Genomic DNA, 15967 nt, shown 5'->3' on the forward strand with positions numbered 1-15967 from the left:
TGAAAGGGATCACAAACTAACCGGACTCAGGTTGTTTTACACAGAGTGCTGTGATCTTGTTTAGTACCTCGCTTAATACGTGTACAATAGCGCGTTATTTCTAAATGCCTGAGGCAAAGCTGTGATCGAAAATTTGCGTAACATCGCCATCATCGCGCACGTTGACCATGGAAAGACCACCCTGGTTGATAAACTCCTGCAACAGTCCGGTACTTTTGATGCCCGTACCGAAGCGACTGAGCGCGTGATGGACTCCAACGATTTGGAGAAAGAGCGTGGGATTACCATCCTCGCGAAAAACACCGCCATCAAATGGAATGACTACCGTATCAACATCGTTGATACCCCAGGGCACGCCGACTTCGGTGGTGAAGTAGAGCGCGTCATGTCCATGGTGGATTCGGTGCTGCTGGTTGTAGACGCGATGGATGGCCCTATGCCGCAAACCCGCTTCGTAACCAAGAAAGCCTTTGCCCACGGTTTGAAGCCGATTGTAGTTATCAACAAAGTTGACCGTCCGGGCGCGCGTCCTGACTGGGTTGTTGATCAGGTCTTCGACCTGTTCGTTAACCTCGACGCCACCGACGAGCAGCTGGACTTCCCGGTCATTTATGCGTCTGCGCTGAATGGTATCGCCGGCCTGGATCACACTGACATGGCCGACGACATGACCCCGCTGTACCAGGCGATTGTTGACCGCGTTTCCCCGCCGCAGGTGGAAGTTGACGCGCCGCTGCAGATGCAGATCTCGCAGCTGGACTACAACAACTATCTGGGTGTTATCGGCATCGGCCGCATCAAGCGCGGTAAAGTGAAGCCGAACCAGCAGGTCACCATCGTGGACAGCGAAGGTAAAACCCGCAACGCGAAAGTCGGTAAAGTGCTGGGCCACCTCGGCCTGGAGCGTATCGAGACTGACGTGGCTGAAGCCGGCGACATCATCGCGATTACCGGCCTGGGCGAGCTGAACATCTCTGACACCATCTGTGACACGCAGAATGTGGAAGCGCTGCCGGCACTGAGCGTAGATGAGCCGACCGTGACCATGTTCTTCAACGTCAACACCTCGCCGTTCTGCGGTAAAGAAGGTAAGTTCGTGACGTCGCGCCAGATCCTGGAGCGCCTGAACAAAGAGCTGGTGCACAACGTGGCCCTGCGTGTTGAAGAAACCGAAGACGCTGACGCCTTCCGCGTGTCCGGCCGTGGTGAGCTTCACCTGTCGGTTCTGATCGAAAACATGCGTCGTGAAGGTTACGAGCTGGCGGTATCCCGTCCGAAAGTTATCTTCCGCGAATTCGAAGGCCGTAAGCAGGAGCCATTCGAAAACGTAACGCTGGACATCGAAGAAACCCACCAGGGTTCTGTGATGCAGGCGATGGGTGAGCGTAAAGGCGACCTGAAAAACATGGATCCGGATGGTAAAGGCCGCGTACGTCTCGACTACGTGATCCCAAGCCGTGGCCTGATCGGCTTCCGTAACGAATTCATGACCATGACTTCCGGTACCGGCCTGCTGTACTCCACCTTCAGCCACTACGACGATGTGCGTCCGGGCGAAGTGGGCCAGCGCCAGAACGGCGTGCTGATCTCCAACGGCCAGGGTAAAGCAGTGGCCTTCGCCCTGTTCGGCCTGCAGGATCGCGGTAAGCTGTTCCTCGGCCACGGTGCGGAAGTGTATGAAGGCCAGATCATCGGTATTCACTCACGTTCCAACGACCTGACCGTGAACTGCCTGACCGGTAAGAAACTGACCAACATGCGTGCGTCTGGTACTGACGAAGCCACCACCCTGGTTCCACCGCAGAAAATGACGCTGGAACAGGCTATCGAGTTCATCGATGACGACGAACTGGTCGAAGTGACGCCGCAGTCAATTCGTATCCGTAAACGTCACCTGACTGAAAACGATCGTAAACGCGCCAGCCGTGGCCCGAAAGACGCGTAAGCGTTCGCCACAGCAGCCGTTACACTAAGAGCAGGGCACCTTTGGGTGCCCTGTTTTTTTTTGCCTGCTGCCCCGCCGGGCCAAACTTTCCCCGCTTCTGCCACACCGGTGCCTGTTCAGGTCTACACTTTCCCGCTACAGTGAGAAACCGCATCGCAACATCAGGAGTGTGCCATGTTGTATATCTTTGATTTAGGGAATGTGATTGTTGATATCGACTTCAGGCGTGTACTGGGGGTGTGGAGTAACCTGAGTGGGGTGCCGCTGGCGTCGTTGAGTGCCAGCTTCTCCATGGGCGAGGCGTTCCACCGCCACGAACGCGGCGAGATCAGTGATGAGGAGTTTGCCGTACAGCTGTGTAATGAAATGGGGATCGCCCTGAGTTTCGAGCAGTTCTCGGCGGGCTGGCAGGCGGTATTTGTCGGGCTGCGCAAAGACACGCTCGCCATCATGGAGCGGCTGCGCAACGCCGGGCACCGGGTGGTAGTGCTCTCCAACACCAACCGGCTGCACAGCACCTATTGGCCGGAGCAGTACCCGGAAGTCCGGGCTGCGGCCGATGCCATTTACCTGTCGCAGGAGATTGGGATGCGCAAGCCGGAGCCGGGCATCTATCAGTATGTCTTGCGCCGCGAGGCCGTCACGCCCGATCAGACCGTCTTCTTTGATGACTCCCTGGAGAATGTTGAAGCCGCCCGCGCGCTGGGGATTGAAGGTGTGCTGGTCACGGATGCCGCCACAGTGCCGGCGTACTTTTCTTAAGGCGTGCCGGCCCATTTCCCGGAGCCTTCAGGCCTATGGTGAAGTTAAGATTTAAACCCGAGCGCACGGTGGCGGCATTCCGCTTCAGCGTGCGCTATCTCAGGATGCTGATAACACGCATCAACCATGATGACCTGCTGCTGCTGTCGGGCCATCTGGCCTATGTCTCGTTGCTGTCGCTGGTGCCGTTGATTACCGTGGCTTTCTCGTTGCTCTCGGTTTTCCCGGTGTTCTCGCAAATCAGCGCACAGGTCAGAAATTTCATTTTTTCCAATTTCATGCCCGCCGCCGGCAATAACCTCCAGCGCTATCTGGAGCAGTTTATGTCGAACACCAGCCAGATGACCGCTATCGGCACCTGCGGGCTGATTGTCACCGCGCTGCTGCTGATTGCGGCGGTAGACAGTGTGCTGAACAAAATCTGGCGCAGCGAAAACAAGCGGCCGATTGTCTACTCCTTTGCCGTTTACTGGATGGTGCTGACGCTGGGGCCGCTGCTGGTGGGGGCGAGTGTCGCCATCAGCTCCTATCTCTTGTCGTTGAACTGGCTAAACGTAGAAGGGATGCACAGCGTGATTGACCAGCTTCTGCGGGTATTGCCGTTGTTGCTCTCCTGGGGCTCCTTCTGGCTGCTCTACAGCCTGGTACCGACCGTGCGCGTCGCGGGCAAAGATGCGCTGATCGGCGCGCTGGTGGCCGGCATCCTGTTTGAGATGGGTAAGAAACTGTTTTCGCTTTATATCACCCTGTTCCCCTCCTATCAGCTGATCTATGGCGTCCTGGCGGTAATACCGATATTGTTCCTCTGGATTTATGTCAGCTGGTGTATCGTGTTGCTCGGCGCGGAGATCACGGTATCGCTGGGCGAATACCGCAGCCTGCGCCGCAAAAAGCGGGCGCAGAGCAGCGTTCCTGGAGAGGAGAAATAGGACGTTATGATTGCATTGATTCAACGGGTATTGCAGGCCGGTGTCACCGTGGACGGCGAGGTGTGTGGTGAAATCGGGCCGGGCCTGCTGGTGCTGCTGGGCGTGGAGCAGGGCGATGATGAGCAGAAAGCCGCGCGCCTGTGCGAGCGTGTGATTGGCTACCGCATCTTTGGCGACGAGAACGACAAGATGAACCTGAATATCCGGCAGAGTGGCGGCAGCCTGCTGGTGGTTTCACAATTTACCCTGGTGGCCGACACCCAGAAAGGGATGCGCCCGAGCTTCTCGCGCGGTGCGGCCCCGGCCGAGGCGGAGCGCCTCTACCAGCACTTTACCGGCCTGTGCCGGGAGCAGGGCATCCCGACCGAAACCGGCCGCTTCGCCGCAGACATGAAAGTCTCCCTGGTGAATGACGGGCCGGTCACCTTCTGGTTACAGGTGTAACCGGATAAAAGTGATGATAAATAACTAAAAAGCGACCGGGCAGCCCGGCGGTTCTGACTGACGACTTCAATGAGAGACTGTGTCTATGTATCACCTGCGTGTACCTGTGACTGAACAGGAATTGAAAGAGTATTACCAGTTCCGCTGGGAGATGTTACGCAAGCCGCTGCATCAGCCGATCGGCTCGGAAAAAGATGCCTATGACGCGATGGCCCATCACCAGATGGTGGTGGATGAGCACGGGAAAATCGTTGCCGCCGGGCGGCTCTACATCAACGCGGACAATGAGGCATCCATCCGTTTCCTGGCGGTCGACCCCAGTGTCCAGAGCAAAGGCTTAGGGACGCTGGTGGCGATGACGCTGGAATCGGTGGCGCGCCAGGAGGGCGTCAAGCGGGTAGTGTGCAGCGCGCGTGAGGATGCGGTCGAGTTCTTCGCCTCGCTGGGGTTTGAGAACCAGGGGGAAATCGTGGCGCCGCAAACCACGCCGGTGCGCCACTTCCTGATGATCAAACCGGTGGCGACGCTGGATGACATCCTCCACCGGCCGGACTGGTGCGGGCAGCTTCAGCAGGCGTGGTATGAACATATCCCGCTCAGCGAAAAAATGGGCGTGCGCATCAGCCAGTATACCGGCCAGCGCTTTGTCACCACCATGCCGGAGACGGGCAACCAGAACCCGCACCATACGCTGTTTGCCGGCAGCCTCTTTTCGCTGGCGACACTCACCGGCTGGGGGCTGATCTGGTTACTGCTGCGGGAGCGCCATCTGGGCGGCACCATTATCCTGGCCGATGCCCATATCCGCTACAGCAACCCAGTCAGCGGGCGGCCGCGGGCGGTGGCTGATCTCGGCTCCATCAGCGGTGATCTCGACCGCCTGGCGCGTGGCCGCAAAGCGCGGGTGCAGCTGGATGTGGCGCTGTATGGTGACGAGGAGAAAGGTGCCGTGTTTGAAGGGACTTATATTGTGCTGCCGGCAAACCCGTATGACCCGCTGGAAAAAGGCGGTTCTGAACTGGGCGTCGCGTAAGGCGCAGACAGAAACAAAAAACGGGTGGCTCACGCCACCCGTTTTGCATTGCAGTGATGTCGTGCTGCCGGGCACTCAGGGTGCCGGCGGTGCCGGATTCTGCGGCAGCGGCGCGGCAGCCGGTGCGGCCGGGGCGGCACCGGTCACCGTGCCGTTAACCATCTGCTGTGTGATCTGCTGGCCCTGTGCATCGGTTGCGGTCAACTGGCCGTTCAGCCCGGTTTTCAGCGGCGTACCGGCCGCCAGTTGCCCCTGCAACTGCACCTGAAGCGTACCGTCACCGCTTGCCGGTACGGTCGGCCAGCCCCAGTTCTGCACCAGCGCCAGCGGCACCGCGCGGCCATTCAGCGTGACGCTGAACGTGCGTTGCGGCTGCTGGCTCAGTGTGGCGGTGGACTCCAGCAACCCTGCCTGGGTAAAGGCGCTCAGCTCAGTAACGGCGATCTGGTCAGCATCCGCCGCCAGGCTCAGGGAAGGGCGGCGCACATCAATTTTATTAAAGGTGGCATCACTGGCGTTCAGTGTCAGCTTACCGTTCCATATGCCCCACTGATGATCGCGGGCCAGCACCAGATCATTGCCGGTGCCGTCCAGGGCGGTGAGCTGGAAGGGGAAATCCGGCGATACATCAATAATCAGGTTACGGTTGGCGGTCAGCTTGCTGACGGAGACGCCGCTCAGCCACGCGGGCAGCGGCTGCATCCACAGCGTCCGCCAGTTGGCCGGCAGGGTATATTCCAGCGCGGCCACCACCAGCTCATCCAACTGTAATTGCCGGTCGGTGCGCGACCAGTGGCCGGTGGTACGCAGCAGCCCGTTTTGCCAGCGGGTGCTCAGCTGCTTAATGGTCATGCCCTGTTGGTCAAAGGCCAGATCGACAATCGGGTCAGTGACGTGCAGGCTGCCGTTGATCAGATCACTGGCATTAAAAGCGATCGAGCCGTCCTCACTCTGCCAGTCACCCTGTTCAAAGGTCATGTTCTGCAACGTGACGTCGAGATCGTTAAACGCCCAGTCCGGCCCCTGAAGACGGGCGTCGATCACGTCCAGCCGTTGCAGGGTGATTTTCGGCAGGGCGTTGAAATCCTGTTGGAAAGTCGACAGTGGATGCGGGGATTGCAGGCGGAGATTGCTCAGCCGCAGGTTATTGATGTTCCAGCTGCCGTCTGCGTCGCGGCTGGCATTGGCGGTTAACTGGCCGCGGGCGAAATCCGCACCGACATTATTCAGCAGCAGCCGGTTCTGCTGGATACGCCCCTGCACCAGCACCTGGGTGGCAGGCATGTCATTGATGGTCATCTCACCGGCGCTCAGCTGGAACTCGGCGTCATTACCCAGTACGCGGCCGGGCGCGGGGTGCCACGGGGCGATCCCGGCATCCACCTGCTGGGCCGTCACCGAGAGGCGGTCAATGCCCGCCACCAGCCGCATATTGCTGAGTTGCAGCAGGTTGGCCTGCACCGGTAACGCGGCATTGGGGTTACTGAGGTTCAGGCTACCGTTGCGCAGCGTCAGGCGGTCAAGATGGCCCGGCTGATTGAGCTGCTCCCAGTCGAGGCCCAGCGTCACCTCTTCGGCATTCAGCATCTCCGGTTGGTTGGCCCGCGTCAGCCGGACATGTTGCAGCGTCAGGGAGGCAGGGGCAGACCAGTCATGGTTGATTTTCCCCACGGTGAGCCGGTAATCACTGTTGGCGCTGACCCAGCGGCTGAGCCAGCCCGCCGTCCACTGAGTCTGCAACAGCACATATCCCAGTACGATCACCAAAACGCACACTAACAGTACGGTCAGCACCAGCTTTCCGAGAAATTTCATCGCCCAATCCAGTTCGCCCAAAAAAGTTAACCCTGTTTATGCCGCAATCAGCGGGTTATCACAAGAGCGCAACCAAACACAATTCATAAAAAACGGCCGATGTGTGAACACACCGGCCGTGGTCAGACGCGCAGCAGGAGGGCGTTACTTTTCCTGCGGGAAGATCAGGTTCAGCACAATGGCAGTGATGCCGCCGGCCGCAATACCGGAGGAGAACAGGTTTTTCACCCAGTCCGGTGCGAACTGCAAAATCAGCGGTTGTTGGGAGACGCCCAGCCCGACCGCGAGGGAGAGCGCGATAATCATGATCGCCCGGCGGTTCAGCGGCTCGCGGGAGACAATACGCACGCCGGAGGCCGCGATGGTGCCGAACATCACGATGGTCGCGCCACCCAGCACCGGCTCAGGAATGTGCTGCACCAGCGCACTTACGCCGGGGAACAGGCCGAGCACCACCAGCATCAGCGCCACCACAAAGCCCACATAGCGGCTGGCTACGCCGGTCAGCTGGATAACGCCGTTATTCTGGCCGAAACAGGAGTTCGGGAAGGTGTTAAACACCGCCGACAGCAGGGAGTTCAGGCCATTCGCCAGCACGCCGCCTTTGATGCGCTTCATATAAAGCGGGCCGGATACCGGCTGTTCAGAGACATCAGAGGTCGCGGTGATATCGCCAATGGTTTCCAGCGAGGTGACCATGAAAATCAGCATCAGCGGCAACAGCAGGTTCCAGTCAAAGCCCAGCCCGTAGTAGAGCGGCATCGGCAGCATGATCCAGGATTGCGGGGCGCTTCCGGCCGTTGTGGCGGGCAGCATATCCATCGCCCAGGCCAGCAGGTAACCCACCAGCATGGCGATCACCAGGGACGCCACGCGAAGGTAAGGGTTACGCTGGCGGTTCAGCAGGATAATCACCCCCAGCACCGCCGCGGCCAGCAGCAGGTTTTTCGGCGCGCCAAAGGTGTGGTCGTTCATTGCGCCATACCCACCGCCGATGGAGGTCAACCCGACCTGGATCAGCGACAGGCCGATAATCATCACCACAATGCCGGACACCAGTGGCGTGATGATGCGGCGCGCCAGATGCAGGAAGCGGGACAGCACAATCTCCGTGCAGGAAGCGACCATCAGCGTGCCGAACAGCGCCGCCATCATGGTGGGCACATCTGCGCCGCCGTTTTTCAGTGCCATACCGCCCATAATCAGCGGGCTGACGAAGTTAAAACTGGTGCCCTGAATCGACAGTAACCCCGAGCCCACCGGGCCCCAGGTCTTAATTTGCAGGATAGAGGCAAGGCCGGAGGCGAACAGCGACATGCTGATGATGTGTTGCGTGTCCTGTGCCGGCAGGCCGAGTGCCTGGCAAATCAGCAACGCCGGGGTGATCACCGCGACAAACATCGCCAGCAGGTGCTGACACGCGGCGAACAGGGTTTGCGGCAACGGTGGGCGGTCTTCAAGCCGGTAAATCAGTTCACTATTACGGGGCGTAGCGGCAGCGGCGTTATCCCGCTCCGCGGTTTGCAGGCTCATGATGGTTTCCAGGGCGGCAAAGGGGGCATTTTAATGATCCCGCACCGCAAAAAGCAAACGTTTGCTAATGGACGGCAGCGAAATCTTAGCGTGCCTCTTTTCCCCATTAAACGGGTATGACCCTTGATTTTGCCGGGTCTTTCGGTTTTTAATCCCTCCGGCTTATCCTACATTTTGTATGGGTATAACAATAATAGATTGATATAGCGAATATTTATCATTTCCTGGGAGCGCTTTTATGATTGAACTGGATACCTTCGGCACGCTGGTCTCGGCCACGCTGGTATTGTTGCTGGGGCGAAAATGCGTCCAGACCGTACCGCTGCTTAACCGCTATACCATTCCGGAACCGGTGGCGGGTGGGCTGCTGGTGGCGCTGGGATTACTGGCCGCCAAACACTTTTTTGGCTGGGAGCTGATGTTCGACAATGCAATGAAAGAGCCGCTGATGCTGGCCTTTTTTGCCACCATCGGGCTGAATGCGGACATCAGCAGCCTGCGCACCGGCGGCAAAGCACTGTGCTCTTTTGTGGGCGTGGTCGTGGGGCTGTTGCTGGTACAAAATATCCTCGGCATCGGGCTGGCGACGTTAATGGGGCTGAACCCGCTGACCGGGCTGCTCTCCGGCTCCATTACCCTCTCCGGCGGCCACGGTACCGGCGCGGCCTGGGGCAAAGTATTCACTGAGCGTTACGGGTTCAGCAGTGCCACTGAATTGGCGATGGCGTGCGCCACGTTTGGGCTGGTGTTAGGCGGGCTGATTGGCGGCCCGGTGGCGCGTTATCTGGTGAAGCACTCCGCCACGCCGGAGGGCTGCCCGGAAGATTTAGCCACCCCCAGCGCCTTTGAAAAACCCCTGACCGGCCGCCTGATTACCCCGCTGGTATTGATCGAAACTATCGCGATGATCGCCATCTGCCTGTCGGCCGGCAGCTATCTTGCCCGCCTGCTGCACGGCACGCCCTGCGAGTTGCCTACGTTTGTCTGCGTGCTGTTTATCGGTGTGGTGCTCAGCAATATGTTGTCGGTGACCGGGATGTACCGGGTGTTTGATCGCGCGGTTTCGGTGGTGGGGAATGTCAGTCTGTCACTGTTTCTGGCGATGGCGCTGATGAGCCTGAAACTCTGGGAGCTGTCGGCGCTGGCGGTGCCGATGCTGGTGATCCTGACGGTGCAGACGCTGGCGATGGCGCTTTATGCCGTGTTTGTGACGTACCGGGTCATGGGCAGGAATTATGATGCGGCCGTGCTGGCGGCCGGGCATTGCGGGTTTGGACTGGGCGCGACACCCACGGCGATTGCCAATATGCAGGCGATCACCGGGCGCTTTGGCCCTTCCCACCTGGCCTTCTTGATTGTGCCGATGGTCGGGGCGTTCTTTATTGATATCGCGAATGCGCTGGTGATTAAACTGTTTCTGATGCTGCCGGGCATTGAGTTCCCGGCTCAGGCATGGAAATGGCCGTTGGGTCAGGCATTGGTATAGCGGGCGCGCGCCGGCAGCCAGCGCTCGATCAGCGCTTTGGCATGGTCTGGGTAGCGCTGGTGGATATGGCGCGCCACGCGTTGCACTTCCGGAATCATCGCCTGATCGCGCAGCAGATCGGCAACTTTAAATTCGGCGCTGCCGGTCTGGCGGGTGCCGAGCAGCTCACCCGGCCCGCGGATTTCCAGATCCTGCTGGGCAATCACGAAACCATCATTGCTGTCACGTAATACCTGAAGGCGACGCTGGGCGGTTTTGCTCAGCGGCGTTTTATAGAGCAGCACACAGTGGGAGGCTACCGCGCCACGGCCAACGCGGCCGCGCAACTGGTGCAACTGGGCCAGCCCCAGCCGCTCCGGGTTTTCGATAATCATCAGGCTGGCGTTCGGCACATCAACGCCCACCTCAATCACCGTAGTCGCTACCAGCAACTGAATGTCACCCTGTTTGAACGCCTGCATCACCGCCTGTTTCTCCTGCGGCTTCATCCGGCCATGCACCAGCCCGATATTCAGGCCGGGCAGGGACTCTTTCAGCCCTTCCCAGGTGACTTCGGCGGCCTGCGCCTCCAGCATCTCAGACTCTTCAATCAGGGTGCAGACCCAGTACGCCTGCCGCCCCTCCTGCTGACAGGCGTTCTTCACCCGTTGAATGATGTCTTCACGGCGGGTATCGGGGATCGCCACCGTCGTCACCGGTGTCCTGCCCGGCGGCAGTTCATCAATCACGGAGGTATCAAGATCGGCATAGGCCGTCATCGCCAGCGTGCGCGGGATAGGCGTGGCGGTCATGATCAGCTGGTGCGGATGGAAACCCTGCTCCAGCCCTTTCTCCCACAGTGCCAGCCGCTGATGCACCCCAAAACGGTGCTGCTCATCGATGATCACCAGCGCCAGGCCGTTGAACTGCACCTGCTCCTGGAAAATGGCGTGGGTGCCCACCACCATCGACACCTGGCCGGACGCGATCGCCTCCTGCTGGGCCAGCCGCGCTTTGCCTTTCTGTTTGCCCGCCAGCCAGCCAACCTGAATGCCCAACGGTTCAAACCATGCCCGGAAGTTATTGGCATGTTGCTCCGCCAGTAACTCGGTTGGTGCCATCATGCCGACCTGTTTGCCCTGGGCGATCACCTGCAATGCGGCCAAGGCGGCCACCAGCGTTTTCCCTGAGCCTACGTCGCCCTGCACCAGGCGCATCATTGGGAAACCGCGCGCCAGATCCTGTTCAATCTCCGCGACCACGCGTTGTTGTGCGCCGGTCGGGCTGAACGGCAGGGATGCAAGGAAGCGCTGGGTCAATTGGGTATCGTGTGGGATGGGCAGCGCCTGATAGCTCTGCGTGCCGGCGCGCACATCCAGCATACTGAGGTTATGCGCCAGCAACTCTTCCATGATCAGACGGCGCTGGGCCGGATGCCGCCCCTTTTCCAGATCATCGAGCCGGATGTCCGGCGGCGGGCGGTGCAGCGTATGCAGTGCCTGCGGCAGTGAAATCATCGAGCGGCGCAGCTCCTCCGGCAACAACTCGGCAATCGGCACCGTGTCCAGCAACTCAAGCGCCTGATCGGTCAGCTTGCGCAGCGTCGCCTGCCGGATACCCTCTGTCGCCGGGTAGACCGGCGTCAGTGACTCCTGAAGCATCACTTCGCTGTTCTCACCCTGGATACGGTATTCCGGGTGGATAATTTCCGCGCCGTGGTTGCCGCGTTTAATTTCACCATATGCCGTGACCCGGCGCCCGGTGGCCAGGCTGTTTTTCATGGCGGCAGTGAAATTGAAAAAACGCAGGGTCACGACGCCGGTGCCGTCGCTGATTTGGCAGGTCATCATCCGGCGACGGCCGAAGCTGATATCGGTGCGCAGGACTTCTCCTTCCACCGTGGCGAAAATGCCCGGCAGCAGGTCATTGATAGGGTAAAGGTGGGTGCGGTCTTCGTAGCGCATCGGCAGATGCAGCAGTAAATCCTGAATCGTTTCCAGGCCGAGCTTTGCCAGTTTGCCCGCCTGACTGGCACCAACCCCGGTCAGGGAGGTTAACGGCACGGCATCCAGCAGGCGGCCTTCCATTCAGCGCTCCGTAGACTGCATAGCGGCCCACCAGGCCGGGTCAGCCACAATCTGGCCGGTTTCATCCAGCGTTGGGCGTGGCAACCCTTTGCGTTTTGCCACATTGGCCAGCACCGGGTAGCCGCCTTCAAACAGCAACCGCTGCTGTTCCTCTTCATCCAGCATGCAGGTATCGCGATGATACATCCCGGCGTTCTGCCGCTGGCGCTGCGCTTCATACAGGATCAGGGCAGAGGCCACCGACACATTCAGCGACTGCACCATGCCCACCATCGGAATGATGATGTCGCGATCGGCCAGCGCCAGCGCTTCAGGCGTGATGCCGGTTTTCTCCTGCCCGAGCAGGATGCAGGTCGGGCGGGTGTAATCAATCTCGCGGAAATCTACGGCGTGGTCGGAAAGGTGGGTCGCCAGCACCTGCATCCCCTGGCTTTTCATGCTGGCGACGGCGTCGGTGATGGTTTTATGGGTTTGAACCTGGACCCAGCTATTGCTGCCGGCGGCGGAAGAGACCAGCGTGCGCATACGGTTGGTGGGCCAGACCGCGTGGATCTCGTGAACACCCACCGCATCGGCCGTGCGGATCACGGCCGAGACGTTGTGGGGCTTATGAACCTGCTCCATACAGACCGTGAGATCCGGTTGTCTGGCAGTCAGCATTTCGCGGATTCGCGCGTATCGTTGTGGAGTCATCAGCCTTAGTTTCTGTTTCGGTTTACTCTGATCACATCCGGCATAATACGAATCTTACGCATCACGTTCGCCAGATGAATACGATCACGCACTGTCAGGCGGATAAAGGCGCTGTAAACCCGGCCATCACGCTCTTCGGTGCTCAGGCTCTGGATGTTGGACTCCGCCGCATTAATCGCGGCTGTGAGGTTCGCCAGCGCACCCTGATGGTTGAACATATCCACTTTGATTTCAGTGATAAATTCCTGATCCAGCTCCTGGTCGTCCCACTCCACCGCCATGAATTTCTCTGGCTCTTTCTGGTAGCCACGGATATTTCGGCAAGATTCATGGTGGATAACCAGCCCTTTGCCGGGGCTGACGTGGGCGATAATCGGGTCACCTGGGATCGGACGGCAGCATTTTGCAAAGGTAATCAGCACCCCATCCGCGCCCTTGATCGGCAGGTTACGCATCCCGCTTGGGCCGATAGTGGTGTGGTCACCCAGCAGATTGGTGGCAACCACCACACTCATGGCGTTACCCAGGCCAATTTCCGCCAGCAGGTCATCCATAGAGGCGAGCCGCATACGCTCCAGTTCACGCTGGATATGCTCTTCCGGAATATCTGACAGCTTGCGGCCATTGCCCAGGGCGTGGTTCAGCAGGCGGCGGCCCAGCGAGACGGAATCATCACGCTTGAGGTTTTTCAGCATCTGGCGGATTTTGGCGCGTGCTTTAGAGCTCACGACAAAGTTCAGCCACGCGGCATTCGGGCGGGCGCCCGGCGCGGTGATGATCTCGACCGTCTGGCCGCTGCTCAGTGACTGCGACAACGGGTAAGGCTGGCGGTCAACGCGCGCGCCCACACAGGCGTGGCCGATGTCGGTATGCACCGCATAGGCGAAGTCCACCGGCGTCGCACCGGCCGGCAATTCCACAATGCGGCCTTCCGGCGTGAACACGTAAATCTCATCCGGGAACAGATCAGATTTCACGCTTTCAATAAATTCAAACGAGCTGCCGGCACTCTGTTGCAGTTCCAGCAGGCTTTGCATCCAGCGCTGCGCACGGATTTGCGCCGTGGTGCCGGATTCGCCCTGTTCCTTATAGGCCCAGTGCGCGGCCACCCCCATTTCTGCCATCTGGTCCATATCCTCGGTGCGGATCTGCACTTCAACCGGCACGCCGTGCGGGCCGATCAAGGAGGTATGCAGGGATTGGTAGCCGTTGGCTTTGGGAATGGCGATATAATCTTTGACTCTGCCGGGGCGCGGCTTATACAGGCTGTGGGCCTGGCCAAGAACGCGGTAGCAGGTATCGACTTCTTTCACGATGACGCGGAATGCGTAGATGTCCATGATGGAGTGAAAACGCTGCTCTTTCAGGTGCATTTTGCAGTAGATCGAGTACAGGTGCTTTTCACGCCCACTCACGCGGCATTCAATGCCGGCTTCCGTCAGCCGTCCTTCGATTTCAGATAAAATCTTCTGAATCATTTCCTTACGGTTGCCGCGCGCCGCTTTCACGACTTCTTTAATCACACGGTAACGGTTCGGGTACAGGGCTTCAAAACCCAGCTCTTCCAGCTCGGTTTTTAAATGGTGAATACCCAGCCGGTGGGCCAGCGGGCTGTAAATCTCTAAGGTTTCGCGCGCAATACGGCGGCGCTTGTCCGGCCGCAGCGAACCGAGGGTACGCATGTTGTGCGTCCGGTCGGCCAGCTTGATCAGGACGACGCGGATATCCTGCACCATCGCCATGATCATCTTGCGGAAGTTTTCCGCCTGCGCTTCTTTCTTGTCGCGGAATTTAAGCTTATCCAGCTTAGAGACGCCCTCAACCAGTTCAGCCACGCTTTTGCCGAACAACTGCTCCATATCCTGATATGTCGCAGGGGTATCTTCGATGACGTCATGCAGCAGGGCCGCCATCAGCGTTTCGTGGTCAAGGCGCATTTCCGCCAGAATGCAGGCAACCGCCACAGGGTGAGTAATATACGGCTCACCGCTGGAGCGGGTCTGACCTTCGTGCGCGTCACGCGCAACGAGGTATGCCTGTTTGAGGCGCTTGATCTGCTCCTCGGGCAGGTATTTTTGAATCAGCAGATTCAGGCTTTCAAACAGGTACAAGGTATTTTCACAACTCCGATTAACGACGGCCTTCAGCGATCGCGGTTACAGCCTGAATTTCAGCGGCTTCCTGCTCTTGCTGTTCCTGACGATCGCGGACATCAAGAATCTGGCTGTTGATCAGGCCTTCTTCGATTTCACGCAGGGCGATAACGGTATATTTGTCGTTCTCTTCCGGAACCAGCGGATCTTTACCGCCTACCTGAATCTGGCGCGCCCGACGAGCAGCGACCAACACCAGGTCAAAACGGTTACCAATTTTCTCTACAGCGTCTTGAACAGTTACGCGTGCCATATAAGTGCTACTCCACAGGTGACGAAATGACTGGGCATAATACTGAAAGTGACTTCAGTCTGCCAATAATTTGGTGATTAAACCGTCATACTTGAGCTTTTGGCGGCCCAGACGCAGACGTTCAGCGCGAATAATGGTTTTTAAATCCAGCAGGGCCAGATCAAAATCATCATTAACGATCAGGTAATCATACTCGGCAAAGTGGGTCATCTCCGCGACGGCTTGCGCCATACGTTTGGCGATAACCTCTTCGCTGTCCTGGTTGCGGCCGCGCAGGCGACGCCCCAGTTCCTCTTTCGACGGCGGCAAAATAAAGATGCTGCGCGCGTCCGGCATTTTTTCCCGGATTTGCTTAGCGCCCTGCCAGTCGATATCCAGAAACACATCAACACCCGTTTTCAGGACTTGCTCAATAGCGGCGCGTGACGTGCCGTAATAGTTGCCGAATACCTGTGCATGTTCAAGAAAGTCATCTTTCTCAATCATGTCGCAAAATTCCGCCTCAGACACAAAAAAGTAGTGCTCACCATGCTGTTCGCCCGGACGCATCGCGCGGGTGGTATGGGAGATGGAAACCTGAGTGTCGTAGAGCGGTTGTGTTTTCAGCAAAGCCTGAATCAGGCTGGATTTCCCTGCGCCGCTGGGGGCAGAGACAATATATAACGTGCCTTGAGCCATAGGTGATGTTTCAGCTGTAACGGTTGATATGTTGATGCGGAAGAGAATGTCTCCGCACAGTATACACGGCTACCCGTCCGGATGCAGCGTTCACGTTTATTTCACCCTAAACTCCCGGCCTGCGCCATCCCTTCTGCCGGAGAGTCGAGACGCCCCGCAAACAAAATCTCCCTGTTG

13 protein-coding genes are annotated in these 15967 nt (G+C 58.6%); 6 read left to right on the forward strand and 7 right to left on the reverse strand.

Features of this window, described 5'->3' with window-relative positions; all coding sequences use genetic code 11:
• Positions 1-121: 121 nt before the first annotated feature.
• The 5 genes from typA (at position 122) to fabY (ending at position 5113) form a co-directional block, all read left to right on the forward strand.
• Positions 122-1945, forward strand: a complete 1824-nt coding sequence (typA, locus tag CYR52_RS18505; protein WP_072931475.1) for a ribosome-dependent GTPase TypA — start codon at positions 122-124, stop codon at positions 1943-1945.
• Positions 1946-2119: 174 nt separating this feature from the next.
• On the forward strand, positions 2120-2707 hold the full coding sequence (gene yihX, locus CYR52_RS18510) for a glucose-1-phosphatase (protein WP_101829146.1): 588 nt from the start codon (positions 2120-2122) through the stop codon (positions 2705-2707).
• A 35-nt stretch (positions 2708-2742) separates the two neighbouring features.
• Positions 2743-3636 (forward strand): virulence factor BrkB family protein, encoded by an 894-nt coding sequence (locus CYR52_RS18515; protein ID WP_072931479.1) that lies wholly within the window; start codon positions 2743-2745, stop codon positions 3634-3636.
• 6 nt (positions 3637-3642) lie between these two features.
• Positions 3643-4080, forward strand: coding sequence for a D-aminoacyl-tRNA deacylase (gene dtd / locus CYR52_RS18520; RefSeq protein WP_072931481.1), 438 nt, complete (start codon positions 3643-3645; stop codon positions 4078-4080).
• Positions 4081-4165: 85 nt separating this feature from the next.
• Positions 4166-5113 carry a fatty acid biosynthesis protein FabY gene (fabY, locus tag CYR52_RS18525; RefSeq protein ID WP_072931483.1) on the forward strand — a complete coding sequence of 316 codons (948 nt, stop codon included), beginning with the start codon at positions 4166-4168 and terminating at the stop codon, positions 5111-5113.
• Positions 5114-5188: 75 nt separating this feature from the next.
• On the opposite strand, the gene CYR52_RS18530 is transcribed toward fabY, so the two are convergent.
• Both CYR52_RS18530 and CYR52_RS18535 read right to left on the reverse strand, forming a co-directional pair.
• The gene (locus tag CYR52_RS18530) at positions 5189-6928 is read right to left on the reverse strand and encodes an AsmA family protein (RefSeq protein WP_101829147.1); all 1740 of its coding nucleotides are present in this window, start codon (positions 6926-6928) and stop codon (positions 5189-5191) included.
• Positions 6929-7072: 144 nt separating this feature from the next.
• A complete protein-coding gene (locus CYR52_RS18535) occupies positions 7073-8461 on the reverse strand; it encodes a nucleobase:cation symporter-2 family protein (protein WP_072931486.1) in 1389 nt (462 codons plus the stop codon).
• Positions 8462-8699: 238 nt separating this feature from the next.
• On the opposite strand from CYR52_RS18535, the gene gltS reads away from it, so the two are divergent.
• Positions 8700-9947, forward strand: a complete 1248-nt coding sequence (gene gltS / locus CYR52_RS18540; protein WP_101829148.1) for a sodium/glutamate symporter — start codon at positions 8700-8702, stop codon at positions 9945-9947.
• Here gltS and recG read toward each other — a convergent pair.
• Genes recG through gmk form a run of 5 tightly spaced genes read right to left on the reverse strand, consistent with a single transcriptional unit; the run spans position 9932 to position 15790 of the window.
• Positions 9932-12013: an ATP-dependent DNA helicase RecG gene (gene recG / locus CYR52_RS18545; protein ID WP_072931489.1), complete on the reverse strand. Its 2082-nt coding sequence runs from the start codon at positions 12011-12013 to the stop codon at positions 9932-9934. The two genes, gltS and recG, sit on opposite strands and share 16 nt — an antisense overlap.
• Entirely contained in the window at positions 12014-12706 is a 693-nt protein-coding gene (trmH, locus tag CYR52_RS18550) for a tRNA (guanosine(18)-2'-O)-methyltransferase TrmH (RefSeq protein WP_101829149.1), read from the reverse strand.
• Positions 12707-12711: 5 nt separating this feature from the next.
• On the reverse strand, positions 12712-14817 hold the full coding sequence (gene spoT, locus CYR52_RS18555) for a bifunctional GTP diphosphokinase/guanosine-3',5'-bis pyrophosphate 3'-pyrophosphohydrolase (RefSeq protein ID WP_072931493.1): 2106 nt from the start codon (positions 14815-14817) through the stop codon (positions 12712-12714).
• Between the two features lie 19 nt (positions 14818-14836).
• Positions 14837-15112 carry a DNA-directed RNA polymerase subunit omega gene (gene rpoZ, locus CYR52_RS18560; protein ID WP_072931494.1) on the reverse strand — a complete coding sequence of 92 codons (276 nt, stop codon included), beginning with the start codon at positions 15110-15112 and terminating at the stop codon, positions 14837-14839.
• 54 nt (positions 15113-15166) lie between these two features.
• The gene (gene gmk / locus CYR52_RS18565; protein WP_072931496.1) at positions 15167-15790 is read right to left on the reverse strand and encodes a guanylate kinase; all 624 of its coding nucleotides are present in this window, start codon (positions 15788-15790) and stop codon (positions 15167-15169) included.
• Positions 15791-15967 lie beyond the last annotated feature (177 nt).

The organism is Chimaeribacter arupi (assembly GCF_002858805.1).
GTDB classification, from domain to species: Bacteria; Pseudomonadota; Gammaproteobacteria; order Enterobacterales; family Enterobacteriaceae; genus Chimaeribacter; species Chimaeribacter arupi.

Excerpts from the sequence above, each read along its gene's own strand:
- recG (WP_072931489.1), bottom strand. The coding sequence starts at position 12,013 with ATGGAAGGCCGCCTGCTGGATGCCGTGCCGTTAACCTCCCTGACCGGG.
- CYR52_RS18535 (WP_072931486.1), bottom strand. The coding sequence starts at position 8,461 with ATGAGCCTGCAAACCGCGGAGCGGGATAACGCCGCTGCCGCTACGCCC.
- dtd (WP_072931481.1), top strand. The coding sequence starts at position 3,643 with ATGATTGCATTGATTCAACGGGTATTGCAGGCCGGTGTCACCGTGGAC.
- rpoZ (WP_072931494.1), bottom strand. The coding sequence starts at position 15,112 with ATGGCACGCGTAACTGTTCAAGACGCTGTAGAGAAAATTGGTAACCGT.
- CYR52_RS18530 (WP_101829147.1), bottom strand. The coding sequence starts at position 6,928 with ATGAAATTTCTCGGAAAGCTGGTGCTGACCGTACTGTTAGTGTGCGTT.
- fabY (WP_072931483.1), top strand. The coding sequence starts at position 4,166 with ATGTATCACCTGCGTGTACCTGTGACTGAACAGGAATTGAAAGAGTAT.
- gmk (WP_072931496.1), bottom strand. The coding sequence starts at position 15,790 with ATGGCTCAAGGCACGTTATATATTGTCTCTGCCCCCAGCGGCGCAGGG.
- trmH (WP_101829149.1), bottom strand. The coding sequence starts at position 12,706 with ATGACTCCACAACGATACGCGCGAATCCGCGAAATGCTGACTGCCAGA.
- yihX (WP_101829146.1), top strand. The coding sequence starts at position 2,120 with ATGTTGTATATCTTTGATTTAGGGAATGTGATTGTTGATATCGACTTC.
- CYR52_RS18515 (WP_072931479.1), top strand. The coding sequence starts at position 2,743 with ATGGTGAAGTTAAGATTTAAACCCGAGCGCACGGTGGCGGCATTCCGC.
- gltS (WP_101829148.1), top strand. The coding sequence starts at position 8,700 with ATGATTGAACTGGATACCTTCGGCACGCTGGTCTCGGCCACGCTGGTA.